This window comes from Micromonospora terminaliae (assembly GCF_009671205.1).
GTDB classification, from domain to species: Bacteria; Actinomycetota; Actinomycetes; order Mycobacteriales; family Micromonosporaceae; genus Micromonospora; species Micromonospora terminaliae.
In genome coordinates this window covers 5,881,822-5,905,475 of sequence record NZ_CP045309.1, presented here as the reverse complement: position 1 = coordinate 5,905,475, position 23,654 = coordinate 5,881,822, and the positions used below count along the sequence as shown (strand labels likewise).

23 protein-coding genes and 1 pseudogene are annotated in these 23,654 nt (G+C 72.8%); 7 read left to right on the top strand and 17 right to left on the bottom strand.

Annotated features, from left to right (window positions below; translation table 11 throughout):
* Window positions 1-29: 29 nt before the first annotated feature.
* The 6 genes from mqnC to paaA all read right to left on the bottom strand — a co-directional run bounded on the left by mqnC (window position 30) and on the right by paaA (window position 5,203).
* Window positions 30-1,220, bottom strand: coding sequence for a cyclic dehypoxanthinyl futalosine synthase (mqnC, locus tag GCE86_RS27340; RefSeq protein WP_154229562.1), 1,191 nt, complete (start codon window positions 1,218-1,220; stop codon window positions 30-32).
* Window positions 1,221-1,413: 193 nt separating this feature from the next.
* Window positions 1,414-2,550, bottom strand: coding sequence for a 1,2-phenylacetyl-CoA epoxidase subunit PaaE (gene paaE, locus GCE86_RS27335; RefSeq protein ID WP_154229561.1), 1,137 nt, complete (start codon window positions 2,548-2,550; stop codon window positions 1,414-1,416).
* Window positions 2,547-3,023 (bottom strand): 1,2-phenylacetyl-CoA epoxidase subunit PaaD, encoded by a 477-nt coding sequence (gene paaD, locus GCE86_RS27330; protein ID WP_154229560.1) that lies wholly within the window; start codon window positions 3,021-3,023, stop codon window positions 2,547-2,549. Before paaD ends, paaE begins: the two co-directional genes overlap by 4 nt.
* Before the next feature lie 55 nt (window positions 3,024-3,078).
* Complete coding sequence (paaC, locus tag GCE86_RS27325; RefSeq protein WP_154229559.1) at window positions 3,079-3,804, bottom strand: 1,2-phenylacetyl-CoA epoxidase subunit PaaC; 726 nt, start codon at window positions 3,802-3,804, stop codon at window positions 3,079-3,081.
* Window positions 3,801-4,142, bottom strand: coding sequence for a 1,2-phenylacetyl-CoA epoxidase subunit PaaB (gene paaB, locus GCE86_RS27320; protein ID WP_420846445.1), 342 nt, complete (start codon window positions 4,140-4,142; stop codon window positions 3,801-3,803). The genes paaC and paaB overlap by 4 nt, the downstream gene beginning before the upstream one ends.
* Window positions 4,139-5,203 carry a 1,2-phenylacetyl-CoA epoxidase subunit PaaA gene (gene paaA, locus GCE86_RS27315; RefSeq protein ID WP_154229558.1) on the bottom strand — a complete coding sequence of 355 codons (1,065 nt, stop codon included), beginning with the start codon at window positions 5,201-5,203 and terminating at the stop codon, window positions 4,139-4,141. Before paaA ends, paaB begins: the two co-directional genes overlap by 4 nt.
* 371 nt (window positions 5,204-5,574) lie before the next feature.
* Here paaA and GCE86_RS27310 point away from each other — a divergent pair, with 371 nt between their 5' ends.
* Together GCE86_RS27310 and GCE86_RS27305 are read left to right on the top strand one after the other, a co-directional pair.
* Window positions 5,575-6,540 (top strand): hypothetical protein, encoded by a 966-nt coding sequence (locus tag GCE86_RS27310; RefSeq protein WP_154229557.1) that lies wholly within the window; start codon window positions 5,575-5,577, stop codon window positions 6,538-6,540.
* Window positions 6,540-7,481 (top strand): hypothetical protein, encoded by a 942-nt coding sequence (locus GCE86_RS27305; protein ID WP_154229556.1) that lies wholly within the window; start codon window positions 6,540-6,542, stop codon window positions 7,479-7,481. Before GCE86_RS27310 ends, GCE86_RS27305 begins: the two co-directional genes overlap by 1 nt.
* Window positions 7,482-7,554: 73 nt before the next feature.
* Here the strand turns inward: GCE86_RS27305 and GCE86_RS27300 are convergent, their stop codons facing one another.
* From GCE86_RS27300 to GCE86_RS27290, 3 genes are read right to left on the bottom strand one after another with little or no spacing between them, the layout of a single operon-like run.
* A complete protein-coding gene (locus GCE86_RS27300; RefSeq protein WP_154229555.1) occupies window positions 7,555-8,406 on the bottom strand; it encodes a menaquinone biosynthetic enzyme MqnA/MqnD family protein in 852 nt (283 codons plus the stop codon).
* Window positions 8,407-8,439: 33 nt separating this feature from the next.
* Window positions 8,440-9,714, bottom strand: a complete 1,275-nt coding sequence (locus GCE86_RS27295) for an MFS transporter (RefSeq protein WP_154229554.1) — start codon at window positions 9,712-9,714, stop codon at window positions 8,440-8,442.
* A 43-nt stretch (window positions 9,715-9,757) separates the two neighbouring features.
* Window positions 9,758-10,339, bottom strand: coding sequence for a winged helix-turn-helix domain-containing protein (locus tag GCE86_RS27290; protein ID WP_154229553.1), 582 nt, complete (start codon window positions 10,337-10,339; stop codon window positions 9,758-9,760).
* A gap of 184 nt (window positions 10,340-10,523) precedes the next feature.
* Here GCE86_RS27290 and GCE86_RS27285 point away from each other — a divergent pair, with 184 nt between their 5' ends.
* On the top strand, window positions 10,524-12,563 hold the full coding sequence (locus GCE86_RS27285) for a HelD family protein (RefSeq protein ID WP_154229552.1): 2,040 nt from the start codon (window positions 10,524-10,526) through the stop codon (window positions 12,561-12,563).
* Between the two features lie 33 nt (window positions 12,564-12,596).
* Here the strand turns inward: GCE86_RS27285 and GCE86_RS27280 are convergent, their stop codons facing one another.
* The 4 genes from GCE86_RS27280 to GCE86_RS27265 are packed head-to-tail and all read right to left on the bottom strand — an operon-like array spanning window position 12,597 to window position 14,829.
* A complete protein-coding gene (locus GCE86_RS27280; RefSeq protein WP_154229551.1) occupies window positions 12,597-13,199 on the bottom strand; it encodes a hypothetical protein in 603 nt (200 codons plus the stop codon).
* A gap of 4 nt (window positions 13,200-13,203) precedes the next feature.
* Window positions 13,204-13,563, bottom strand: a complete 360-nt coding sequence (locus tag GCE86_RS27275) for a YbaB/EbfC family nucleoid-associated protein (RefSeq protein WP_154229550.1) — start codon at window positions 13,561-13,563, stop codon at window positions 13,204-13,206.
* A 9-nt stretch (window positions 13,564-13,572) separates the two neighbouring features.
* Complete coding sequence (locus tag GCE86_RS27270) at window positions 13,573-14,499, bottom strand: WXG100 family type VII secretion target (protein ID WP_154229549.1); 927 nt, start codon at window positions 14,497-14,499, stop codon at window positions 13,573-13,575.
* Window positions 14,500-14,508: 9 nt separating this feature from the next.
* Window positions 14,509-14,829, bottom strand: a complete 321-nt coding sequence (locus GCE86_RS27265; RefSeq protein WP_154229548.1) for a type VII secretion target — start codon at window positions 14,827-14,829, stop codon at window positions 14,509-14,511.
* Between the two features lie 171 nt (window positions 14,830-15,000).
* Here GCE86_RS27265 and GCE86_RS27260 point away from each other — a divergent pair, with 171 nt between their 5' ends.
* The 3 genes from GCE86_RS27260 to GCE86_RS27250 all read left to right on the top strand — a co-directional run bounded on the left by GCE86_RS27260 (window position 15,001) and on the right by GCE86_RS27250 (window position 17,487).
* A complete protein-coding gene (locus GCE86_RS27260) occupies window positions 15,001-15,888 on the top strand; it encodes an ABC transporter ATP-binding protein (RefSeq protein WP_154229547.1) in 888 nt (295 codons plus the stop codon).
* Between the two features lie 8 nt (window positions 15,889-15,896).
* The gene (locus GCE86_RS27255) at window positions 15,897-16,634 is read left to right on the top strand and encodes an ABC transporter permease (RefSeq protein ID WP_154229546.1); all 738 of its coding nucleotides are present in this window, start codon (window positions 15,897-15,899) and stop codon (window positions 16,632-16,634) included.
* A gap of 94 nt (window positions 16,635-16,728) precedes the next feature.
* Window positions 16,729-17,487 (top strand): VOC family protein, encoded by a 759-nt coding sequence (locus tag GCE86_RS27250; protein WP_154229545.1) that lies wholly within the window; start codon window positions 16,729-16,731, stop codon window positions 17,485-17,487.
* 126 nt (window positions 17,488-17,613) lie between these two features.
* Here the strand turns inward: GCE86_RS27250 and GCE86_RS27245 are convergent, their stop codons facing one another.
* The 4 genes and pseudogenes from GCE86_RS27245 to GCE86_RS27230 form a co-directional block, all read right to left on the bottom strand.
* On the bottom strand, window positions 17,614-18,393 hold the full coding sequence (locus GCE86_RS27245) for an ABC transporter ATP-binding protein (protein WP_154229544.1): 780 nt from the start codon (window positions 18,391-18,393) through the stop codon (window positions 17,614-17,616).
* A complete protein-coding gene (locus GCE86_RS27240) occupies window positions 18,390-19,481 on the bottom strand; it encodes a FecCD family ABC transporter permease (RefSeq protein WP_154230698.1) in 1,092 nt (363 codons plus the stop codon). Before GCE86_RS27240 ends, GCE86_RS27245 begins: the two co-directional genes overlap by 4 nt.
* Window positions 19,482-19,552: 71 nt before the next feature.
* Window positions 19,553-20,491, bottom strand: coding sequence for an ABC transporter substrate-binding protein (locus tag GCE86_RS27235; RefSeq protein WP_154229543.1), 939 nt, complete (start codon window positions 20,489-20,491; stop codon window positions 19,553-19,555).
* A 312-nt stretch (window positions 20,492-20,803) separates the two neighbouring features.
* Window positions 20,804-22,108, bottom strand: a pseudogene (locus tag GCE86_RS27230) (M14 family metallopeptidase); the annotation flags it as partial.
* A 207-nt stretch (window positions 22,109-22,315) separates the two neighbouring features.
* On the opposite strand from GCE86_RS27230, the gene GCE86_RS27225 reads away from it, so the two are divergent.
* Window positions 22,316-23,638: a C39 family peptidase gene (locus tag GCE86_RS27225; RefSeq protein WP_154229541.1), complete on the top strand. Its 1,323-nt coding sequence runs from the start codon at window positions 22,316-22,318 to the stop codon at window positions 23,636-23,638.
* The last annotated feature ends 16 nt before the right edge of the window (window positions 23,639-23,654 follow it).

The window sequence follows — 23,654 nt, the reverse complement described above, 5'->3', positions numbered from 1 at the left end:
CGGCCGTCGGCTCGGCCGTTCGGTGGAGATCAGTTGACCTCGACCAGCGGAAGGGACTTCCCGGCCCCGCCGCCCGGCAGGGCGATCGACGAGAAGTGCGAGACCACCCGCTCGTCGCTCGGGTCGTCGGCCGGGGTGTGATGAACCGCGAGCCGGTTGTAGAGCGTGTCCCGCTGGGCCGGGATCCGGTCGGCGGTGCGGATCATCGAGATCAGCTCGTGCAGGTTCGAGCGGTGCCGGGCGCCGGCCGAGGAGATGACGTTCTCCTCGAGCATGATCGAGCCGAGGTCGTCGACGCCCATGTGCAGGGCGAGCTGACCGACGTCCTTGCCGGTGGTCAGCCACGACGCCTGCAGGTGCGGCACGGTCTCGAAGAAGAGCCGGGCCACCGCGATCAGCCGCAGGTACTCCAGGGTGGTCGCCTGGGTGCGGCCCTTCAGGTGGTTGTTCTCCGGCTGGTACGTCCACGGGATGAACGCGCGGAAGCCGCCGGTGCGGTCCTGCACGTCGCGGATCATCCGCAGGTGCTCGATCCGCTCGGCGTGGGTCTCGCCGGTGCCCATCATCATGGTCGCCGTCGACTCCAGGCCCTGCCGGTGCGCCAGCTCCATGACCTCCAGCCAGCGCGCGCCGGACTCCTTGAGCGGCGCGATCGCCTTGCGTGGCCGGTCCGGCAGCATCTCGGCGCCGGCGCCGGCGATCGAGTCCAGCCCGGCGGCCTTGATCCGGGCGATCGCCTCGTCCAGGCTCACCCCGGAGACCTTGGCCATGTGCAGGATCTCGCTCGGCCCGATCGAGTGGATGGCGAGCTGCGGGTACGCCTGCTTGACGGCGGAGAAGAGCTCCTCGTAGTACTCCACGCCGTAGTCCGGGTGGTGGCCGCCCTGGAGCATCACCTGGGTGGCGCCCAGCTCGACCGCCTCGCCGCACCGCCGCAGGATCTCCTCGGTCGGGTGGGTCCAGCCCTCCTTGTGCTTGGGCGCACGGTAGAAGGCGCAGAACTTGCACGCCGTCACGCAGACGTTCGTGTAGTTGATGTTGCGGTCGATCAGGTAGGTGACGATGTTGTCCGGGTAGCGCCGCCGGCGCACCGCGTCGGCCGCCTCACCCAGCGGGTGGAAGGGCGCCTCGGTGTAGAGCAGCAGGGCCTCCTCGGGCGTGATCCGCCCGCCGTCCGCGCCGCGCTGCAGGATGTCGTCGATCTCCCGGCTCACCGTCACGTACCCGAGGGTACGCCGCTGTGACGCCGACCCCGCCAGGGGTGTTAGCCGATGTGACCCGTTCGCACCGCGGCGGTGATCAAGAGGATCAAGGCAACGCTCCACGGGCACCAGGGTTTCCTCAACCGCTGACGGTCACCGCCGCGTGCCGGTCCCCGCCCCGGGCCGGGCCGGGCCGGCACGCTGCGTGCCGTCAGGCGTCGTAGTCGATGGTGAGTTTGTCGGTGACCGGGCTGGACTGGCAGGTGAGGACGTAGCCGGCGGCCACCTCGTCGGGCTCCAGCGCGTAGTTGCGGGCCATGGTCACCTCGCCGGCGACCACCTTGGCCTTGCAGGTCGAGCAGACCCCGCCCTTGCAGGCGTAGGGCAGCTCGCCACGGACCTTGAGGGCGGCGTCCAGCACCCGCTCGTCACGGCCCATCGTGAAGCTCGACGAGCGCCCGTCCAGCACGATCGTCACCTCGGCGCCGGCGCCGGGCTCGTCGGTCGGGCGGCGGATCGGCTCCGGCGGCGCGTCGACGTGGAACAGCTCGGCGTGGACCGCCGAGTCGGGCACGCCCCGGCCGGCGAACACCTCCTTGGCGTCCAGCACCATCCCGTACGGACCGCAGAGGAACCACTCCTCGATCACGTCGGCGGGGACCACGGTGTCGAGCAGCCGGGTCAGCCGGTCGGCGTCGATCCGCCCGGAGAGCAGCGCGGACTCGCCCATCTCCCGGGAGAGCACGTGCACCAGGTGCAGCCGGGTCGGCCAGCGGTCCTTCAGGTCGGCCAGCTCCTCGGCGAACATCACCGTGTTCGCCGTGCGGTTGCCGTACACCAGGGTGAAGGTGCTGGCCGGCTCGACGGACAGCGCGGTCGCGACCAGCGAGAGCACCGGGGTGATGCCGGAACCGGCGACCACCGCGCCGTAGTGGCGGACCCGGTCCGGGGCGAACGCGCTGGTGAAGTGCCCGAGCGGGGGCAGCACCTCGACCGTGTCGCCGCCGCGCAGGCCGCCGCAGGCGTACGCCGAGAAAACGCCGCCGGGAACCTCGCGCACCCCGATCCGCAGCCGGCCGTGCCGGGCCAGGTCGTCGGGGGTCGAGCAGATCGAGTACGACCGCCGCACGTCCGCACCGCCTTCACCGGCGGAGCCGGTGAGCCCGCCTCCGGCGGGAAGCCGCACGGTCAGGTGCTGCCCGGCGGAGAACGCGAACGTCTCCCGCAGCTCCTCGGGCACGGCGAAGGTGATCGCCACGGCGTCGTCGGTGAGCCGGTCGACGGCGGCGACGGGCAGCGGGTGGAAGACCGGCCGGCGACGGACCGGTCGGGTGATCGTGACAGTCACAGCGCCTTCAGGTGGTCGAAGGGTTCGGAGCAGGAGCGGCAGCGCCACAGGGCCTTGCACGCGGTGGAGCCGAACCGGCTGACCTGCTCGGTCTCCGGGGAGCCGCAGCGCGGGCAGCGGACGGCCAGGGTGAGCGGGACGGCGCCGCCGCGCGCGGCCGGCGCGGGTGGGGCGATGCCGGCGGCGGCCAGCTTGGCCCGGCCGCCCTCGGAGATCCAGTCGGTGCTCCACGCCGGGGCGTACACCGTGCGGACCTCGGCGTCGGAGTGGCCGGCCGCGGCGAGCGCGCGGCGGATGTCCGCCCGGATCACGTCCATGGCCGGGCAGCCGGTGTAGGTGGGGGTGATGGTGACGACCACCCGGCCGGTGGCCGGGTCCTCGTCCACCGACCGCAGGATGCCCAGCTCGTCGATGGTGACGACCCGGATCTCCGGGTCCACCACCGCCGCCACGGCCGCCCTGGGGTCGGTCACCGGTGCCGCCTTTCGTTCGCGACTGCGGGACTCCGCTTCGCTGCACTCCTCGCGCTCACCACTTCGCCCCCGGGTGGGCGCGGTGCAGCACCTGCATCTCGGCCAGCAGGTAGGAGAGGTGTTCGGTATGGACGCCGGCCCGGCCGCCACCCGGTGCCCAGCCGTCGGCCGGCCGGGTCAGCGTCGCCTCGTCGAGCACCGCGGACACGACGGCGTCGAAGTCGGCCCGCAGGGTGGCCGGGTCGACCGGCGCCGCCGGGTCCGCGGTGAACAGCTCGTGGGTGTACGGCCACACCTGGTCGACCGCGTCCTGCATGCGCCGGTGCGACTCGTCGGTGCCGTCGCCGAGCCGCTTCACCCACAGCGAGCCGTGGTCCAGGTGGTACGCCGACTCCTTGCGCGCCTTCGCCCCGATGGCGGCCAGCCGCTCGTCGGCGCACCCGCTCAGCGCGGTGTAGAGCGGGAGCTGGTAGGCGGCCAGGAAGAACAGCTTCGCCATCGTCACCGCGAAGTCGCCGTTGGGCAGCTCGACCAGGAGGCAGTTCCGGAACTCCCGGTCGCCGCGCAGGTAGGCCAGCGCGTCCTCGTCCCGGCCGGCGCCCTCCAGCTCGCCCGCGTACGTAAGCAGCAGGCGGGCCGCGCCGAGCTGGTCGAGGGCGATGTTGGCCAGCGCGATGTCCTCCTCCATCTCCGGCGCACGAGAGGTCCACTCGCCGAGCCGCTGCGCCGCGATCAGCGCGTCGTCGCCGAGGGCGAGGGCGAAGTCGAACAGCTCGCTCACAGGTGCGCCACCCCGTCCGGCACCTCGTAGAAGGTGGGGTGGCGGTAGACCTTGTCGGCCGCCGGGTCGAAGAAGGCGTCCTTCTCGTCCGGGCTGGACGCGGTGATCGCGCTCGCCGGCACCACCCAGATGGACACGCCCTCCTGGCGCCGCGTGTAGAGGTCCCGGGCGTTGCGCAGGGCCAGCTCGGCGTCGGGGGCGTGCAGGCTGCCGACGTGGGTGTGCGACAACCCCCGGCGCGCCCGCACGAAGACCTCCCACAACGGGGTCCGCTCGGTCATGCCGTGCTGGCCGGGCATGCCCTCACGGCCCTCGCTTCGCTCGGTGCGTTCGCTCATGCCGCCACCTTCTCCCTGCTGTTCCGCTTCGCCGCGTACGCCGCGGCGGCCTCCCGCACCCAGGCGCCGTCGGCGTGGGCCCGGCGCCGGTGCTCCATCCGCTGCCGGTTGCACGGTCCGTTGCCCTTGATCACCTGCATCAGCTCGTCGTAGTCGGGCTGGCTGTAGTCGTGGGCCTGCCGCTGCTCGTTCCACCGCAGGTCCGGGTCGGGGATGGTGAGACCGAGGATCTCCGCCTGCTGTACGCACATGTCCACGAAGCGCTGGCGCAGCTCGTCGTTGGAGAAGCGCTTGATCTTCCAGGCCATCGACTGGGCGCTGTGCGTCGAATCTCCGTCCGGCGGGCCGAACATGGCCAGTGACGGGTACCACCAGCGGTCCACCGCGTCCTGGGCCATGGCCTTCTGCTCCGGGGTGCCGTGGGCCAGCGTGTGCAGGATCTCGTAGCCCTGGCGCTGGTGGAACGACTCCTCCTTGCAGACCCGGATCATGGCGCGGGCGTAGGGGCCGTAGGAGCAGCGGCACAGCGGGACCTGGTTGACGATCGCGGCGCCGTCGACCAGCCAGCCGATCGCGCCCACGTCGGCCCAGGTCAGGGTCGGGTAGTTGAAGATCGAGCTGTACTTCTGCCGGCCGTCGATCAGCAGCTCGACCAGCTCGTCGCGGCTGACGCCGAGCGTCTCCGCGGCGGCGTAGAGGTAGAGGCCGTGGCCGGCCTCGTCCTGCACCTTGGCCAGCAGGATCGCCTTGCGCTTGAGCGAGGGGGCCCGGCTGATCCAGTTCCCCTCCGGCTGCATGCCGATGATCTCGGAATGCGCGTGCTGGGCGATCTGCCGGATCAGCGTCTTCCGGTACGCCTCCGGCATCCAGTCCCGCGGCTCGATCTTCTGGTCGGCGTCGATCACGTCCGCGAAGTACGCCGCGAGGTCCTCGTCCGGCGCCGGCCCACCGCGCCGGGCGCGTGCCGCCGCCTCGCGCAGCGCGGCCTCCGCCGCCTCCACCTCGCCGAGCAGGCCGCCGCCCGGGCCGTCCTCGGGCGGGGCGAAGTCATTGCCATACATGAGGCCAGTGTTACAGCTCGCGCCCGATGGCACCAGAGGGTGTAACAGGTTTCCCGACCCACCTTCCGTCACCGGTCGACCGCTTCCGGTGACAACCCCTGACCTGCCGGAACGCTGTGACGTCCGCCACCCGGAGAAGATGAATCCTCACAAGGGCGGCATAGCGGTCCAATGTCCCGCCTTCACGGCGAGTTGCCGGGCTCCGGGATCTGGCATCCCGCCTGTCCGGAAGTAGACTTCGCCCGGCACACCGATCGGCTGCTGACGATCGCCACCGGCTCCAGGCCATTCCCCCGGCCTCGGCGATCAGGCCGAAACACATTCGGAAAGCGCCGGTCCCCCCGGCCAGACAATCTGGAGTTCACCCACTCATGCGACCTCGCGTGACCATGGTGCTCGCCGTCGTGGCGGTGCTTCTCGGCGGCGGCATGCTGGTCCCCGCCGCGTACGCCAAGCTCTCCGGTGGCGACGGGATCAGCGGACTCGGCGGCATCGGCGGCGGTGTGGCGCAGGTGCCCACGCCCGCACCGACCGCGCCTCCGGAGCCGACGCTGGCCGCCGGGCCGGTATCGGTGAACTTCAAGGGCAAGTTCTTCTCCTGGGCGCTGATGGACCGGAAGACCGGCAAGATCGACGGCGCGCCGAACATGTCCTCCACCAACTCGACCGAGTCGATGATCAAGGCGTGGATCGTCTCCGACTACCTGCGCGAACTCGACGGCAAGGAGCCGAGCGCCGCGCGTAAGAAGCAGGCCGAGACCGCGATCCGGGACAGCAACGACATCTCGGCCGAGGCGCTCTACAACGCCGGTGGCCGCAAGCCGGTGCTGACCCGGCTGATCAAGATGTGCAAGCTGACCGACACGAAGATTGAACCCACCAAGGCCAAGTGGGCGTACACCCAGATGTCGCCGCGCGACGCGGTGCGCATGGGCGACTGCATCGGTGACGGCACGGCCGCCGGACCCAAGTGGACGAAGTGGGTGTTGGACCAGATGGCTCACGTGCGCGGCGGCGTCAAGGACCAGAAGTCCACCGCCGTCCAGGGCGGCCACTGGGGCATCGTCGACGGCCTGCCCGAGTCGATCACGTCGCAGGGGCCGGTCAGCATCAAGAACGGCTTCACCATGCTCTGGGCGGACGGCCAGTGGCACGTCAACTGCCTGGCGATCGCCGACGACTGGACCCTGGCCGTGATGATGCGTTATCCCGGCGCCGGCGACCCGAGGACCCCCTCGTACGGGGCCAAGGTCTGCGCGAGCGTCGCCACCCAGCTCGTGACCCCGCAGCCGGGCGCCGCCCTCAAGGTCCCGCAGCAGCCGGTCGGGAAGCTCTGATGGCGGGCAGCCGGCGCCGGCCGGGCAGTGACCGCCGCCCGCTGGCCTACAGCGCGGTCGCCGTGATCCTGGTCGGCGTGGTGCTCGTCGCGCTCCGGCTGGTCCCCGGCTCGCCGCTGCGGCCGACGGCCGCGTCGCACCCGGCCCCGAGCGCCGCCGGCCGGTCCACGGGCGCCCCGACCGACCGCGACGCGCGTCCCGAGTCGGCCCCCTCGCCCTCGCTGGAGCCGCTGCCGTTCGAGGCGCAGGACCTCGACGACCTCGGCATCAAGGGCTGGTACTCGTGGGCCGTGCTGGACAAGCGGACCGGCAAGATCATCGGCTCGGAGAACATGGGCGAGACCAGCACCACCGCGTCGATGATCAAGTCCTGGGTGGTCGCCGACTACCTGCGGCGTAGCGCCGAGGCGGGCAGGACCCCGAGCCAGGCGAAGCTGGACGACGCCACGCAGATCATCCGGGACAGCGACAACACCCGGGCCCAGGAGTTCTACGAGAGCGTGGGCGGTTCGGCATCGATCAAGCGGCTGATCTCGATCTGCAAGCTGACCGACAGCAAGGTGGCCAGTGACGGCGGCTGGAGCCGGACGATGCTGTCGCCTCGCGACACGGCGCGGCTAGGCCTCTGCATCGACGACGGCCGGGCCGCCGGGCCGAAGTGGACCAAGTGGCTGCTCAACGAGATGCGGCTCGTCCGCGGTGACGGCGACTTCGGCATCCGCAAGGCCTTCCCCGCCGCCGAGCAGAAGCAGATCGCCATCAAGAACGGCTGGATCGACCGGCAGAAGGAGCGGGAATACCACGTCAACTGCCTGGCGATCGGCGACACCTGGACGATGGGCGTGATGGTCAAGACCCCGTTCAGCGCCGCCAGCTCGTGGCAGTACGGCATGGACGCCTGCGAGAAGATCACCGAGGCGCTGCTCCGCGACGCCACCTGATCCCACCCGCTGCGCGAAGCGGCGGTGCCCCGGTCCGCCGGGACACCGCCGCTTCGTCGTGGGAGGGAGGGCGTCAGCCCTGGAAGAACTCCGGGCCACCCTCGGGCAGCGGCGGCGCCTCGCCCATCGCCGCGGCGCGGCGGGCGAACTCGCGCAGGCCGGCCACCTGCCGCTCGCCGAGGGAGAAGTCGAGGGTACGGAAGTAGGTCGCCAGCGTCTCCGCGTCGAACGGCTCCCAGCGAGCCCCGGCCTCGGCCACCTGGTCCAGCTCGGCCAGGCACAGGTCGCGTGAGCGCAGGAACGCCTCGTGCACCTCCTTGACCCGGCCGGGGTGGGCGGCGGCGAAGTCGCGGCGTACCGCCCAGACGGCGAAGACCATGGGCAGCCCGGTCCACTCGCGCCAGGCCTGCCCGAGGTCGGTCACCGCCAGCCCCTTGCGCGGGGCCTCGTAGAGCGCGCGCAACGCCACGTCGCCGATCACCACCCCGGCGTCGGCCTCGAGCAGCATCTGGGTGAGGTCCGGCGGGCAGCGGAAGTAGTCGGGGCGTACCCCGTACCGCTCCGCGAGCAGGAGCTGGGCCAGCAGCACGCCGGTGCGCGACGTGGAGCCGAGCGCCACCCGGGCGCCGTCCAGCTCGGTGAGGGGGCGGGTGGAGACCACGTTGACCGAGAGCACCGGGCCGTCGCTGCCGACCGCCAGGTCCGGCAGGAGCAGCAGCTCGTCGGCGTGCCGCAGGTATTCCACCTGGGAGATCGGGCCGATGTCCAGGTCACCGGCGACCAGCGCGGCGTTCAGCCGGTCCGGCGAGTCCTTGTGCAGGTCGACGTCGATCAGCGCGCCGGACCGCATGAGCCCCCAGTAGATGGGCAGGCAGTTGAGGAACTGGATGTGCCCCACCCGGGGGCGGGCGATGCGATCGGCCATGACCCGACCGTATCCCTGCCGCACCGGGCCGGGTCAGCGGGAGGGGGTCGGAGTGGCCAACTCCGCACGCCGCTCGGCCACGACTCCGGCGACCGGACGTGCGGAGCGCTCGGCACGGACCGCCCGCCATACCGGCCAGGCCGCCGCCACGACCACCAGCACACCGGCCACTCCGCAGGCGGCGACCAGCGGCCGGGGCGCGGCCACCTCCAGCAGCAGGCCGCCGATCAGGTAGCCCGCCATCCCGGCGCCCTGGACCGCGGCGCCGAAGACGGCGTAGGCCCGGCCGCGGGCCGCCTCGGGCACCCGCCGGGCCAGCAGGAGGTTGTTGAAGACGTTGTCGCCACCGTTGCCCACCCCGCCGACCAGCCAGATCGGCACGAGCAGCCAGGCCGACGGCACCGCGGCCGAGGCGAGCACCGCGAGGCAGCAGCCGCCGAGCAGGACCAGCCCGGCACCGAGCAGCGACCCGTCGTCGGTGAGCCGGCGGGCGAGCCGGGCGAACAGCCAGCCGCCCAGCACGATCCCCAGCGGCCAGGCGCCGGTGACCAGGCCGTAGACCGTGGTGGTGCTGTGCAGCGTCTCCCGGATGAAGAAGACCTCGATGACGTTGATGGCGCCGACCGCGGCGACCACCGCGGCGAGGCTGCCCACCATCACCATGAGCAGCGGGTCGCGCCGGAACCGCCAGGCGGGCGGCGGCGTCGCGCCGGCGGCCGGCGCCGTCGACCGCCGGCCACCCCGTCGGGTACGGATGAGCAGGCCGGCCGCCACCAGGGCGAGGTAGCTCGCGGCGTCGACGAGCAGCGGCACCCGGGTGCCGAACTGGCCGACGAGCAGCCCGGCCAGCGCCGGACCGGCGAGTGCGCCCAGGGTGCCGGCGGTCTGGTTCAGCGCGCCGGCCCGGGGCAGGTCCTCGGCGCGGACCATGACCGGCACCAGCGCCGAGAGCACCGGCTGGGTGACCGCGAGCCCGGCCGCGAGCAGCGCCACCAGCGCGATGACCAGGGCCGGGTGCCCGGCGTACGCGAGCGCCAGGCAGATCGCGGCCTGGCCGAGCCCGGCGGTCACCAGCAGGACCCGGCTGTCCACGCGGTCGGCGAGCCGGCCGGTCAGCGGGGCGAGCGCGACCAGCGGCAGCGTGGCGGCGAGCAGCAGCCCGGAGACGGCGAGCCCGCCGGCCCCGGCCGACTGGAGCGCCAGGGTCAGCGCGCTCGCGGCGAGGAAGTCCCCGCAGCTGGAGGTGCCCCGGGCGGCGGTGGCGAGCCAGACGTCCGACCAGCGTGAGGAGCCAGATGCGAAGGACATATTTCGAAAATAATCCTTCATACCTGTTCGGCGCAACCCCCGATCAGTCGATCGGCAGCGCCCGGTACTGCACGGCGACGGTCCGGGAGCCCTCCGGCGGATCGCTGCGCAGCCGGCGCCGATAGGGGGCCAGCAGCGCCTGGACGGCCTCGTTCAGCTCGGTCAGCTCCTCCGCGGTCACCTGGAGCAGGCTGTCGCTGAACCAGGCCGCCTGATACCAGTCGCGCGGCTCGTCCGGGGCGCGGCGGATCCAGTCCCGGGCACGCTGGCTGTCCCGGGCCAGGTGTGCGTCGACCAGGGCCAGCTCGGCGGCGCGGGCCTCGGAGTCCGCGTCCTGCCCGGACTCGACGTAGTAGGACGGGCTGAACGCCTGCCACACCCGCTCCCGGGCGTCGCCCCGGCTCGGGGCCTCCTCGATGAGGCCGAACTTCGCCAGCTCCCGCAGGTGATAGCTCGTGGCGCTGGGCGACAGCCCGGCGATCTCGGCACACTCGGTGGCGGTCGCACCGCCCTCCACCGTGCTGAGATGCTCCATGATCGCCATACGGGCCGGGTGGGCCAGCGCCCGCATCACCTGCGGGTCGCTGATCGTCACCCGGCGCTGCTCCGGACGCGCCTCGGTCATGTCACCCATGATTCCGCGCCGGACGGCCCCCGGGGAAATTCGGTTGCCCGCCGACCCGACCGGAGTAAGCTGCTCTGTCCCGCCTGACGGCCGTGGTGAGTAGCACCGCACAGGACGTCCCCGCGCCGACCCGAGGTCGGAAACGCGAGCGGCAGCGTTGTTCCCCGTGACGAGGAGTACGTGGATGACCCTGCACGCCCAAGAACAGACCCTCGATGCCGAGTTGGTCGCCGAGCGCGCCCACCTGGACACCTCCCGCGAGGCGCTGCGCCGGATGCGCGAGCGCGCCGAGTCCCTCTTCGCCACCGGCGACAAGGTGGCCGGGGACGCGTACACCGCCGAGCAGCTCGGCCGGCACATGGCCCGCCGGGTCAAGGAACTCGCCGACGACCCGACCACCCCGCTCTTCTTCGGCCGCCTCGACTTCGGCGAGGCCGATCCGGACCACGCGGGACGGGACTACCACGTCGGGCGCCGGCACGTCACCGACGAGCTGGGCGAACCGCTCGTGCTGGACTGGCGGGCGCCGGTCTCCCGGTCGTTCTACCGGGCCAGCGCCCGGGATCCCCAGGGCGTCGCGGTCCGGCGCCGGTTCGGGTTCAGCACGGGGGTGCTGACCAGCTTCGAGGACGAGCGCCTGGATCGCGGCGAGGAGCTGGGCGCCGCCAGCCGCATCCTCACGGCCGAGATCGAGCGCCCCCGCGTCGGCCCGATGCGCGACATCGTCGCCACCATCCAGCCGGAGCAGGACGAGCTGGTCCGGGCCGACCTGGCCGACTCGATCTGCGTCCAGGGCGCGCCGGGCACCGGTAAGACGGCCGTCGGGCTGCACCGGGCCGCGTACCTGCTCTACCTGCACCGGGAGCGCCTGCGCCGGTCGGGCGTGCTGATCGTCGGACCGAACCGGGCGTTCCTGTCCTACATCGCGGCCGTGCTGCCGGCGCTCGGTGAGGTGGAGGTCGAGCAGGCCACGGTGGAGGATCTGGTCGCCCGGGTGCCCGTCCGCGCCGTCGACGCGCCGGCCGTGGCCGCCCTCAAGCACGACGTCCGGATGGCCGAGGTGCTGCGCCGCGCGGTCGACGCGCACATCGGCGCGCCCACCGAGCCGATCATGGTCTCGGACGGGTCGTTCCGCTGGCGCATCGGCCTCGACCCGCTGCACCGGCTGGTCGAGGAGACCCGCCGGGAGGACCTGCCCTACGGGACCGGCCGGGACCGGGTCCGCGCCCGCGTGGTGGGGCTGCTGCAACGCCAGTCCGAGGCGCGCCGGGCCGAGTCGCCCAGCGACGCCTGGCTGCGGCGGATGAGCCGGGCGAAGCCGGTCACCGAGTTCCTCGACGCGGTGTGGCCGGCCCTCACTCCCGAGGGGCTGCTGCACCGGCTGCGCACCGACCCCGAGGCGCTCGCCGCCGCCGCGGACGGCCTGCTCACGGCCGAGGAACAGGACCTGTTCCGGTCCGGCCCGGTGGGGCGTACCCCGAAGGCGACCCGGTGGACCGCCGCGGACGCGGTGCTCATCGACGAGGCCGCCGGGCTGCTGGAACGGCCCGGCGGCTTCGGGCACGTGGTGGTCGACGAGGCGCAGGACCTCTCCCCGATGCAGTGCCGGGCCATCGCCCGGCGCAGCGAGCACGGCTCGATCACCCTCCTCGGCGACCTCGCCCAGGGCACCGCGCCCTGGGCGGCCACCGACTGGCGGGAGTCCCTCGCCCACCTCGGCAAGCCGGACGCGGCCGTGGTGCCGCTGAGCATCGGCTTCCGGGTGCCCGCCGCGGTGGTCGCCTTCGCCAACCGGCTGCTGCCGGCGCTCGCCGTGGACGTGCCCCCGGCGCAGTCGCTGCGGCGCGACGGGGCGCTCGACGTGCGTACCGTCGAGGACCTGACGGCGGCGGCGGTGGCCGAGGTGCGGGCGGCGCTGGCGCACGACGGCTCGGTCGGCGTGATCGCCGCCGACGACACGGTGGACCGGCTCCGCGCGGCCCTCGCCGACGCGGGCGTCCGGACCGCGACCGCCGACGACGTGGAGGCCGCGGAGCGCGTCACCGTGGTTCCGGCGACCCTGGTCAAGGGCCTGGAGTACGACCACGTGGTCGTCGTCGAGCCGGCCGCGATCGTGGCCGCGGAGCCGCGCGGCCTGCACCGCCTCTACGTGGTGCTGACCCGGGCGGTGTCCCGGCTTGCCGTGCTGCACCGCGAGCCGCTGCCCGCCCCGCTGGCCGGCTGACCGGTCGCCGCCGACGTGGCAGCGGCCGGCGGCTCAGGCGGACAGGGCGGCGGCGACGTCCCGCAGCGGGCGGCCGGACTCGGCGATCGGCACGGTGAAGGCGAGCCAGGAGCCGTCGGTGAAGTCGAGGCGCAGGCGCTTCGGGTTGAGCCGGTGCCAGCCCACCCGGGCCGAGGCCACCTCCGCCCGCGACGCCGACCAGGCGACCCCGGTCTCCGCCACGGCCCGCTCGTCGTCCTGCCGGCTGGACAGCACCTTCATCGGGCCGCTCACGCAGACCAGCAGCCGCCGGTCGGTGGCCACCAGCAGCGTGTCCCGTGCCGCCAGATCCGGCTTGGGCGGACGCAGCGCGCGGTGCAGCCGGGAGGCGGCGGACCCCGGGGCGCCACGCCCCGCGATGCCCCAGAACACCCGGTCGACCAGCCGGTCGCCCCGCTCGGAGCTGATCAGCGGGGAGATCAGGTTGAGCAGCACCGCCCCGGCGCTCACCCCACCGGCGTGGGCGTCCGGCTTCGCCGCGTCCGGCGGCGGGGGCGGCGTCGCGCCGTGGGCCGCCTCGGCCTTCGCGAAGGCCAGCACGTGCTCCCCCGGCTCGACGAGCTGGCCGATCCGGTCGCGGTATCCCGTCCCGTCCATCGGCTCAGTATCGGTCGTGGTCGTGGTCGTGGCCGTCGTCGGTGCGGCGCTCCGCGGCCGGCGTGTTGCCCATGACCTCGCCGACGATCTCCCGGACGCGGGCGGCGGCGGCCTCCTGGGCCCGGTTCGCCGCGGCGGTGAACTCCTCGGCCAGGGTGTAGGAGTCGAGCCGCATGGCCCGCGCGTTGATCTCGGTGGAGAGGATCCTGCCGTCGGCGGCCGCCGTGACGGTGACCAGGCCGGAGTCGCTCACCCCTTCGGCGCTGCTCTGCTCCAGCTCGGCCATCCGCGCGCCGAGTTCGCGCTGCCACCCGTCCAGGTTGCGGGCCAGCGCCTCGATCCGGTCCAGGGCCGGGAAGGTCATGGCTGCCTCTCAGTTCACGATCGAGTCGAAGACGTTCTGCACACCCTTGGTGTACGGCCCCAGATCCTCCGAGTAGGTGCCGTCCACCAGGTAGTTGCGGTCCTTGTGGCCGTCGGAGACGTCGTGCAGGCCGACCCCGGTGTCGAGCAGCGCGCCGCCGATGCCGGGGATGTTGACCGGTGACGCCTGGTTGATGGCGAACTTGCCAGGGAAGAGGATGGCCGTCCGTTTCGCCATGAACGAGAAGGCCTCCTTGCCGTAGCCGGACTTGTTCCAGAGCCGGTACGCCTTCTTGGCCTGCTTCAGCTCCAGCACCACCTGGCGGTACTTCATGAGCAGGGCGGCGACCCGCTCCAGCTTCGTGACCAGCTTGGTGAGGATCTCCGCGAACCGCGCCACGATCTTGACCATGCGGCCGACCGTGGTGGCCAGCCGGGCCAGCACCCGGACGACCGTGGCGGCCAGCGTCACGCCCGCGCTGAGCACGGCGGCCACGGCCGCGATGATCACCTCGGTCAGGAACCAGAGCAGGAACTCCAGGATCAGCTCGACCAGCAGGTTGAACGCGTCGACGGCCGCGTTCGCGGCGTCGACCAGCACCTCCTTGGTGCCGTCCAGCCCCTTGGCCAGCTCCTCGATCGCCTCCTCGACGGACTCCATCGAGGCGTGGAACTTCTCCGCCGCGTCGCCGTCCCAGGCACCGCGCAGCCGCGCCCGGTCGGCGATCTGGTCGCCGGCGATCTGGCGCACCGCCTCGCCGGTGGTGAGGGCGAGCTGGGCCGCCTGCATGAGGTCGTCGGGCTCGCCGGCGACCAGTTCGAGCAGTTGCTCGAACGGCCAGAGCACCGCGTTGGAGAGCGGCTTGAACGGGTCGGGCGTGCCCGACACGATCTGCTCGAAGTAGGTCTTGTTGCGCTGCAACGCCTCGGTGCTCATCAGGCCCCCTCAGCCGCCCGGCGTGAACATGTCGGTGTTCGCCACGTCGGTCCCGGTGTAGGCCTCGGCGGTGTCGCTGATCCCCTCGGCGATGTCGGCCATCACCTCGGCGCCGTCCTCCAACCCCTGCAGGCACGCCTCGAACTGCTCGGCGTACGCGGCGGCGAGGCTGAAGGACGCCGGCATGATGCCGAAGGCGTGCCGGGGCACGTGCCCGTCGTGGAAGACCCGGCGCAGCTCGCGGAAGCGGCCGGCCCGGTCCCGGGACGCGGCGGCGAAGGCGGTCAACGCCTCCGGCTGGACCTCGAGGTTCCGGCTCGGACTCGTCATGGACCCTCCCCAGTGTCCAGTCGCCAGTCATCCGTCGTCGGCCAGAGCGGACAACGGGATTACCACAGTAGGCGATGGGCACCCGTCCGCGCGGGGCGGTGGAACTGGCACCGGCACGGTAGACAGGGGACGGCACGCCCGCCCGGGACCGCAACCCTGAGGAGCCCGACGATGATCCTGGCCCGCGCCGACCAGGTCAGCCGCCGCTACGGCGAGGTGCTGGCCCTGGACCGGGTCGACCTGACCGTCCGCGCCGGAGAGCTGGTGGGCCTGCTCGGCCCGAACGGCGCCGGCAAGAGCACCCTGCTCAACCTGCTGATCGGGCTGCGCCGCCCCACCGCCGGCCGGGTCGAGCTGTTCGGCGGCGACCCGCGCGACCACGCGAGCCGGCGGCAGCTCGGGGTGACCCCGCAGGAGACCGGCCTGCCGGGCACCCTGCGGGTCGGCGAGGTCGTCGACTTCGTCTCCGCGCACTTCCCCGACCCGGTGCCCCGGGACGAGCTGCTCGCCCGGTTCGGCCTGGCCGACCAGGTGCGCCGGCAGACCGGTGGCCTCTCCGGCGGGCAGCGCCGCCGGCTGGCGGTGGCGCTCGCCTTCGTCGGCCGGCCCCGGCTCGTGGTCCTCGACGAACCCACCACCGGGCTGGACGTGGAGGCCCGGCACACCCTGTGGGAGGCCGTACGCGGCTTCCACGCCGAGGGCGGCACGGTCCTCCTGAGCAGCCACTATCTGGAGGAGGTGGAGGCGCTGGCGCAGCGGGTGGTGGTGATCGGGCAGGGCCGCGTCCTCGCCGACGACTCGGTGGCGGCGATCCGCGGCATCGTGGGCGTACGCCGGGTCAGCCTGGTCGCCGACGACCTGCCGCCGCTGCCCGGTGTCCTGGCCACCGAGCAGACCGAGGGACGCACCCACCTGCTCACCGCCGACGCCGACCAGCTCGTCCGGGACCTGGTCACGGCCGGCGTGACGTTCCGCGACCTGGAGGTCCGGCCCACCTCGCTGGAGGAGGCGTTCCTCGCGCTGACCGCCGGCGACCGGCCCGCACCCACCCCCGCCTAGGAGACACCGTGCCGCTCGCCCTGGTCCACGCCCGCTACCAGCTCCTGGAGATCGTCCGGATCCCGGTCGCGATCTTCGGCAGCGCGTTCTTCCCGGCCGCCACGATGCTCTTCTTCGTCGTGCCGTTCGCCGGTGACGATCCCACCGCCGCCACCTACGCCACCGCCGCGATGGTCACCTTCGCGGTGATGAGCGCCAACATCTTCCAGTACGGGATCGGCGTCGCTGAGGACCGCGACCAGCCGTGGAGCGTGTACAGCCGGACCCTGCCCGCCGGGCCTGGCCCGCGCTTCGCCGGCCGGATCCTGGCCGGTCTGGCCATCACCTACTTCTCCATGCTCCCGGTGGTGGTGATCGCGGCGGTGGCCACCGCGGCCCGGGTCACCCCGGCGCAGTTCCTGCTCGCCGCCGGCGGGGTGGCGCTGATCTCGATCCCGTTCACGCTGCTCGGGCTGGCCATCGGTTACTCGCTGCCGAGCAAGGCGGCGATCGTGGTCGCTCAGCTCATCTTCTTCCCGCTCGCCTTCGGCGGCGGACTGCTCTTCGGCCCGGACAACGCGCCCGGCTTCGTCGACGCGATCGCGCCCTACCTGCCCACCCGCGGTGCACTGGAGCTGATGTGGGCGGCTGTGACCGACTGGCGGCCGAACCCGGTCTCCATGGTCATGCTCGGCGTCTGGGTGGTGGCGCTCGCGGCGGTCGCCGGGTGGGCGTACCGGCGGGACGAGGGACGCCGCTTCACCTGACCTTTTGTCCGAATCCGGCCCGGCGGCCGGTGGGACGGTGCCACGATTCCGGCAGGGCGTGCCACCGGGGCCGCTCCCGGCGAGAGGGGTCAGCGTGGACGGCGTGGAGCCCGGCACGCCCTGCTGGGCCGACCTGGCCACACCCGGGCTGGACGACGCGAAGCGGTTCTACCCGGAGCTGTTCGGCTGGACCGGCCGGATGGCCGCAGAGCCCACCGCCGGTGGCTACACCACGTTCCTCAAGGACGGCCGGGCCGTCGCCGGTGCCGGGCCGCCCGCCGCCGAGGACCAGGTGCCGGTCTGGTCGACGTACGTGGCGACCGACGACGCCGACCTGGTCGCCACCCGGGTGGAGGCGGCCGGCGGTCAGGTGGTCGTCTCCCCGTTCGACGTCCTCGACCAGGGCCGGATGGCGGTCCTCTCGGATCCCGCCGGTGCGGTGTTCAGCGTCTGGCAGCCGATGGCCATGCGTGGGGCGGAGCTGTTCAACGCCCCGGGCTCGATGTGCTGGAACGAGCTGGTGACGCCCGACCCCGAGGGGGCGAAGGACTTCTACGCGCTGGTCTTCGGCTGGCATCCCGAGGAGCGGGCGGCCGGCCCGGTCACCTACACGGGGTGGCGGTGCGGCGCCCGGATCGTCGCGGGCATGCTGCCCCAGCTGGAGCCGCTGCCCGAGGACCTGCCGGCGTACTGGTCGGTCTACTTCGCGGTCGAGGACGCGGACGCCACGGCGGCCCGGGCCGCCGAGCTGGGCGGCACCATCCTCGTGCCGCCCCGGGACAACCCGGCCGGCCGCAGCGCCGCGCTCCGCGACCCCCAGGGCGCCCTGTTCTCCGTCACAGCCCTCCGCTGACGAGCACCCTGACCCGCGCGCGGGCTCTCGGCTCCCGCTCTCGCCGATCGTGCAGTTGCGGCCCTCGCAACGCGGTGTACGCCCCTTTCGTCGGGGCACAAAGTGCAAGATCGCGGGTGGGTCGGGTCAGCGGGGGCGGACGGGGACTACCAGGGGGCCGTGGTCGCCGGGGATGACGCGGACGTTGGCGCGGTAGTGGCGGGCCAGCATGGTCTCGGTGAGGACCTCCTGCGGCGGGCCGGCCGCGGCGACCCGGCCGTCGGCGAGCAGGACCAGGCGGTCGGCGTACTCGCCGGCGATGGAGAGGTCGTGCATGGTGGCGAGCACCGTGAGGTCGTGCTCGCGGCGGAGCTGGTCGACCAGCTCCAGCACCTCCTGCTGGTGGCCGATGTCCAGGGCGCTCGTGGGCTCGTCGAGCAGCAGCAGGGTGGCGCCCTGGGCCAGCGCCCGGGCCAGGAAGACCCGCTGCCGCTCGCCACCGGAGAGCGTGGCCAGCTCGCGGCGCCCGAACCCGCCCAGGTCGAGCCCGTCCAGCACCTCGTGCACGGCGGCCAGGTCGGCCGCCGACTCCCGGCCCAGCGCCGGGATGTACGGGGTGCGCCCCAGCAGCACGTAGTCGAAGACCGACATGCCGGCCGGCACCACCGGGGACTGCGCCACGGTGGCCACCACCCGGGCCCGGTCGCGGCGGCGGAGGGAGTTGATCGGCGTACCGAAGAGGGAGACCGCGCCCGGCGCGGGCAGCAGGCCGCCGACGGCGCGCAGCAGGGTCGACTTGCCGGCGCCGTTCGGGCCGATCACGGTGACCCACTCGCCCACCGCGACCGTCAGGTCGACGCCGGCCAGGATCGGGTTGCCACCCAGCTCGACCCGGAGGTCGCGCAGCTCCACGGCGGGGGCGGTCATGTCAGCACCCGGCGGGCGGTACGCAGGACCAGCACGAAGAACGGGCCGCCGAGCAGCGCGGTGACCACGCCGATGGGGACCTCGGCGGGGGCCGCGGCGGTGCGGGCGACCACGTCGGTCAGCGCCAGGAACGCCCCGCCGAAGAGCATCGACAGGGGCAGGATCACCCGGTAGCTGGACCCGGCGAGCAGCCGTACGGTGTGCGGCACGATGATGCCGACGAAGCCGATCAGGCCGGAGGCGGAGACCGCGGCGGCGGTGCCCAGCGAGGCGGCGGCGATCAGCAGGTAGCGGGAGCGCTGCGGGTGCAGCCCGAGGCTGGTGGCCTCGTCGTCGCCGACGGAGAGCACGTCCAGCTCGCGCCGGTGCAGGAGCACCACCACGGCGGTGAGCACGAAGTAGGGCAGGACCAGCCGGACGTCGTGCCAGCCGGCGGTGGCCAGCCGGCCGAGCAGCCAGGAGTAGACCTGCTGGATGCTGTCGGAGTGCCGTTGCAGCAGGTACGTCTGCCCGGCGGAGAGGAACGCCGAGACCGCCACCCCGGCCAGGATCAGCGTGGCCGGTGACCGGGATCTGCCACCTGCCGCGCCGAGCCCGTACGTCATGGCGACCGCGCCGAGCGACCCGACGAACGCGGCGAGCGGGATGGTGACCGGCAGCCCCGTGATCGCCCCGCCCGCACCGGCGCCCAGCGTGATGACCGCGGTCACCGCGAGCCCAGCCCCGGCCGCCACCCCGAGCAGGTACGGGTCGGCGAGGGGGTTGCGGAAGACGCCCTGGTAGCAGCCGCCGGCCAGGGCGAGCAGGGCGCCGACGAGCAGCCCGAGCACGACCCGGGGCAGCCGCAGCTCGGTGACGATGGCGATCTCCCGCTCGGTGAGCCCGCTGTCGAGGTGCACCCCGGGCAGCAGGTTGAGCAGTTCGGCGGCGACGCTGCCCGGCGGCAGGCTGACCGGGCCGAGCGAGACGCCGGCCACCAGGGCGACCAGCACCGCGCCGATGCCGGCGAGCAGCCAGCGGGTGCGCAGCCCGGCCGGCCGGACCGTCGCATCCGGTCCGGCCGGCGCACGGCGGGTTGCGCGGGGCACGCCGGCGGGCCGGGACGCGTCGGGCGTCCCGGCCGGCCGGTGCGGGTTGTCCGCCGGTCGCACGGTCACCGTCAGGCCGGGACCTTGGCGGTGGCGTCGACGATCGCCTTGAGCAGGTCGACGACCCGCGGGCCCCAGCGCGAGGCGATGTCGTCGTCCAACGCCACGATCTGGTTGTTCTTCACGGCGGTGACGCCGGCCCAGCCGCTGCGGGCCTTGACCGTCTCCGGGGTCTGCTTGCAGCACTTGGTGTCGGCCAGGAAGACGAAGTCGGGGTTCGCCTTGACGATGACCTCCTGGGAGAGCTGCGGGTAGCCGCCGTTCTTCCCGTCGGCGTCCGCCGGGTCGGCGATGTTCTCCAGGCCGGCGAGGGCGTAGATCGAGCCGATGAAGGTCTTGCTGGTCGCGCTGTACAGCTCCGGGCCCAGCTCGTGGTAGTAGGTGAGCTTCGTGGCCCGCTTCGGCAGGTCCTTCGTGAGGGCGGTGACGTCGTCCTTCATCTTCTTCGTGACGGCGTCCGCCTCGGCCGGGTGGCCGGTGAGCTTGCCCAGGTCGGTGATCTGCTGGTACGTGTCGTCCAGAGTGGCCGCGGCCGGGGTGAGCAGCACCGGGATCTTCAGCGTGGTGAGCTGGTCGACGATCTTGTTGGTGTCGTTGGCGAGCACCACGAGGTCGGGGCTGCGGCCGGCGATGGCCTCGGCGTTCGGCTGGTAGCCGGAGAGGTCGCTCTTCGGTGCCTCCGGCGGGTAGTTCGACTGGTCGTCCACGGCGGTGACCTGCTTGCCGGCGCCGATGGCGAAGAGCATCTCGGTCGCCGACGGCGACAGCGAGACGATCTTCTCGGGCCGCTTGTCCAGGGTCAGCTTGCCGACGGTGACCGGGAAGGCGGCCGCCTGCGAGCCACCGCCGCTGGCGGGGGTGTCGTTCGAGGTCTTCTCGGCGCAGCCGCCGAGGAGCAGGGCGCCGACCGCGAGGGCGGCGGCGAAGAGCCGGGGGGTACGTCTGGACATCGGTCCTCCTGTCGGTCGAGGAGCGTGGTGCTTCGCCGACAGGGACCTGGGCGGGCCCGTCCGCGAGGCGCCCTTCCTCGAGAGCGCGAGTCGCGACCGTGCCGCAGGCGACCTGGCTCGTCCCCCCACAGGTGCCGGCGCCGGGCGGGGCCGGCGCCGTGTGCGGGGCATCACAGTTGCGGGACAGCGCCGGTTTCGCACCGGCTTCGCTGCGGGGTGGTCGGTGCCACGGTAGCGCATGACCAGCGGAGATCGTCCGGACGGGAGGCACGGTGGGACCCGGGTGACAGGCCCCACCGTGGTTCGCGGTCAGCAGTACTGGCTCTGCTTGCCGATGGCCCGGTACGGGCAGTCGGCGTACTCGGAGAGGAGCAGCACGGCCTCCCGGTTGCGGGAGGTCTGCGCCGGGATCACCTCGTCGGGCGGGTAGAAGCCGCCACCGGAGGCCGACCCGGGGTACATCTCGAAGGTGTACGCCCAGATCTTGTGGGTCCCCCACATCCAGTCGATGCTGGTGCCGTCGGCGATGTAGAGGTCGCTGGACTGTTCCGGGGTGTAGCCGTTGCTGGACGCCATCTGCCGCCCGATGGTGGCGAAGGTGTTGTACTGGTCGGCGTTCATCCCCGTGGCGGTGTTGCTGTACGTGTAGCCGTACGGCCAGAGCACCAGCTGCGAGTAGGTGTGGAAGTCGATGTTCGCTTTGATCTGCTGCACGCCGCCGACCACCCGGCTGTTGACGAAGGAGCGCAGCGCCGCCGTCTCGGGGGCGGAGAAGGCGGACGGCCCGCGGTAGGTCTCCGACGAGGTCGAGCCGGACGAGCCGCCGCAGCAGCCCCACTGGTAGGACCAGTTCCGGTTCAGGTCGGTGCCGACGGCCGTCGAGCCGCTGTTCGGCTGCCGGTTCTTCCGCCACGAGCGGTAGGAGCCGGTGGCGATGTCGTACTCGCTGCCGTCCGGGTTGACCGTGGGGACGATCCAGATCTCCCGCGAGTTGACGAGGTTGGTGATCCGGGAGTCGCTGCCGTAGTTGTCGGTGAACAGGTTGAGCAGGTAGATCGCCATCTCGACGGTCAGGTGCTCGCGGGCGTGCTGCTGGGCGTTGAAGAGGATCTCCGGCTCGCTCTCGTCCGTGCCGACGTTGTCGGAGATCTTCACGGCCATCAGGTCCCGGCCCTGGTAGGACCGCCCGATGCTGAGCTTGCGGGCGATGGCCGGGTGGTCGGCGACGACCGTGTTCACCACCGCGGTCAACTCGGCGTAGTCGTGGTAGTTCGAGTCGGCGGGCGGGAAGGCGTAGGCGACGGCTCCGGCGGCCGGGGCCGGGGCGACGTCCTTCTCCAGCCGGAAGCCGAGCCGGGTGATGGCGGCGGCCTCGGCGGTGGTGGCCGTGACGTGCAGTACGCCGTGTTCGGAGTGGTCGATCGCCGCGCCGGTGCGGGCCACGGCACTGCGGTCGGCGACCGTACGCGGGCCGAGCACCCGGTAGGCGACGGCGGCCGGTTCGCCGTCCGGCGCGGGCCGGGCGGCGGCCGGGCCGGTGATCGCGGCGACGAGGGTCAGGCCGGCGGCGGCGGCGAGGGCCAGCCGGCGGCGGAGCGGGGACGTGCGGAGGGCCATGGACAACCTCCTCGGGGTACGGGCGGTCCCGTTGTCCGCACACTTCACCAGGAGTCACATGGTCATATCAACATTCATCACTGTCGTCGTTCCATCCCGACCGCATCCTCACCCCGGCAATGATTTTCCATGCCTGAACCTCTGGCGAAACTTCCCTCCAGGCGCGACAGTGAACGGCAACGATGCGGTTCACCTGGAGGAGCTGCCATGGACCGGACATCCCTGCGCACGGCCGCCGTGGCCGGCGCCACCACGCTCGCCCTCCTCGGCACCACCGCGCCGGCCGGCGCGACCACCACCACCGTCACGCACGACGAGCAGATCACCTGGCAGGGCTGGTCCGGCCCGGCCTGGTCGACCGGCACCGCCGCCGGCACCACCGGCACGGCGGCCGGCCTCACCCTGGCCACCCCGGTCGGCACCATCCTCTACAAGGACCCGCACAGCAACACCCGGCGCACCTGGGCCTACGGGACGTGGACCTCTCCGCTCACCCAGGTCGGCTTCTCCGCCACCGAGCTGGTCACCTCGTGGAACGCCGACACCCCGGCCGGCACCTGGCTCCAGGTCGAACTCCAGGGCACCTACACGAGCGGCACCCGCACCCCCTGGTACGTCATGGGCCGCTGGGCCTCCGGCGACGGGGACATCCGCCGCACCAGCGTCGACCGGCAGGGCGACAAGACCTCCAGCGTCCTGACCGACACCTTCGCGATCACCAACCCGTCCGCCGGAATGCTGCTGCGGGCGTACCAGCTGCGGGTGACCCTCTACCGGGACCCGGCGTCGACCGCCACGCCGGTGCTCCGCTCGGTCGGCGCGATGAGCTCGAACGTGCCGGACCGGTTCACCGTCGCACCCAGCGCCGGGCACATCGCCTGGGGCACCGAGCTGGCCGTGCCGCGCTACTCGCAGAACATCCACGCCGGCCAGTACCCGGAGTACGGCGGCGGCGGCGAGGCGTGGTGCTCGCCCACCTCCACCGAGATGGTGGTCGAGTACTGGGGCCGCAAACCCTCCCCGGCCGACACCTCCTGGGTGGACCCGGGCTACGCCGACCCGACCGTCGACCACGCCGCCCGGATGGCCTACGACTGGCAGTACGGCGGCACCGGCAACTGGCCGTTCAACACGGCGTACGCGGCCGGCTTCCCGGGCCTGGAGGCCAAGGTGACCCGGCTGCACTCGCTGGACGAGCTGGAGCACTTCATCGCCGCCGGCATCCCCGTGGTGACCAGCCAGTCCTTCCTCGCCAGCGAGCTGGACGGGGCGGGCTACGGCACGGCGGGGCACCTCATGGTGGTGGTCGGCTTCACGGCCACCGGCGACGTGATCGCCAACGACCCGGCCTCGCCCAGCGACGCCGCCGTCCGGCACGTCTACCGGCGCGACCAGTTCGAGCAGATCTGGCAGCGGACCCGGCGTACCACCGCGAGCGGCGGCACCGGCAGCGGCTCCGGCGGCGTCGTCTACCTGATCAAACCGACCGACGTGGCCTGGCCCGCCGTGGCCGGTTCCACCAACTGGTGATCCATCCCTACCCACC

Coding starts and splice junctions, on each gene's coding strand:
- paaB (WP_420846445.1), bottom strand. CDS start 4,142: ATGAGCGAACGCACCGAGCGAAGCGAGGGCCGTGAGGGCATGCCCGGC.
- paaA (WP_154229558.1), bottom strand. CDS start 5,203: ATGTATGGCAATGACTTCGCCCCGCCCGAGGACGGCCCGGGCGGCGGC.
- GCE86_RS27310 (WP_154229557.1), top strand. CDS start 5,575: ATGCGACCTCGCGTGACCATGGTGCTCGCCGTCGTGGCGGTGCTTCTC.
- GCE86_RS27305 (WP_154229556.1), top strand. CDS start 6,540: ATGGCGGGCAGCCGGCGCCGGCCGGGCAGTGACCGCCGCCCGCTGGCC.
- GCE86_RS27300 (WP_154229555.1), bottom strand. CDS start 8,406: ATGGCCGATCGCATCGCCCGCCCCCGGGTGGGGCACATCCAGTTCCTC.
- GCE86_RS27295 (WP_154229554.1), bottom strand. CDS start 9,714: ATGTCCTTCGCATCTGGCTCCTCACGCTGGTCGGACGTCTGGCTCGCC.
- GCE86_RS27290 (WP_154229553.1), bottom strand. CDS start 10,339: ATGACCGAGGCGCGTCCGGAGCAGCGCCGGGTGACGATCAGCGACCCG.
- GCE86_RS27285 (WP_154229552.1), top strand. CDS start 10,524: ATGACCCTGCACGCCCAAGAACAGACCCTCGATGCCGAGTTGGTCGCC.
- GCE86_RS27280 (WP_154229551.1), bottom strand. CDS start 13,199: ATGGACGGGACGGGATACCGCGACCGGATCGGCCAGCTCGTCGAGCCG.
- GCE86_RS27275 (WP_154229550.1), bottom strand. CDS start 13,563: ATGACCTTCCCGGCCCTGGACCGGATCGAGGCGCTGGCCCGCAACCTG.
- GCE86_RS27270 (WP_154229549.1), bottom strand. CDS start 14,499: ATGAGCACCGAGGCGTTGCAGCGCAACAAGACCTACTTCGAGCAGATC.
- GCE86_RS27265 (WP_154229548.1), bottom strand. CDS start 14,829: ATGACGAGTCCGAGCCGGAACCTCGAGGTCCAGCCGGAGGCGTTGACC.
- GCE86_RS27260 (WP_154229547.1), top strand. CDS start 15,001: ATGATCCTGGCCCGCGCCGACCAGGTCAGCCGCCGCTACGGCGAGGTG.
- GCE86_RS27245 (WP_154229544.1), bottom strand. CDS start 18,393: ATGACCGCCCCCGCCGTGGAGCTGCGCGACCTCCGGGTCGAGCTGGGT.
- GCE86_RS27235 (WP_154229543.1), bottom strand. CDS start 20,491: ATGTCCAGACGTACCCCCCGGCTCTTCGCCGCCGCCCTCGCGGTCGGC.
- GCE86_RS27225 (WP_154229541.1), top strand. CDS start 22,316: ATGGACCGGACATCCCTGCGCACGGCCGCCGTGGCCGGCGCCACCACG.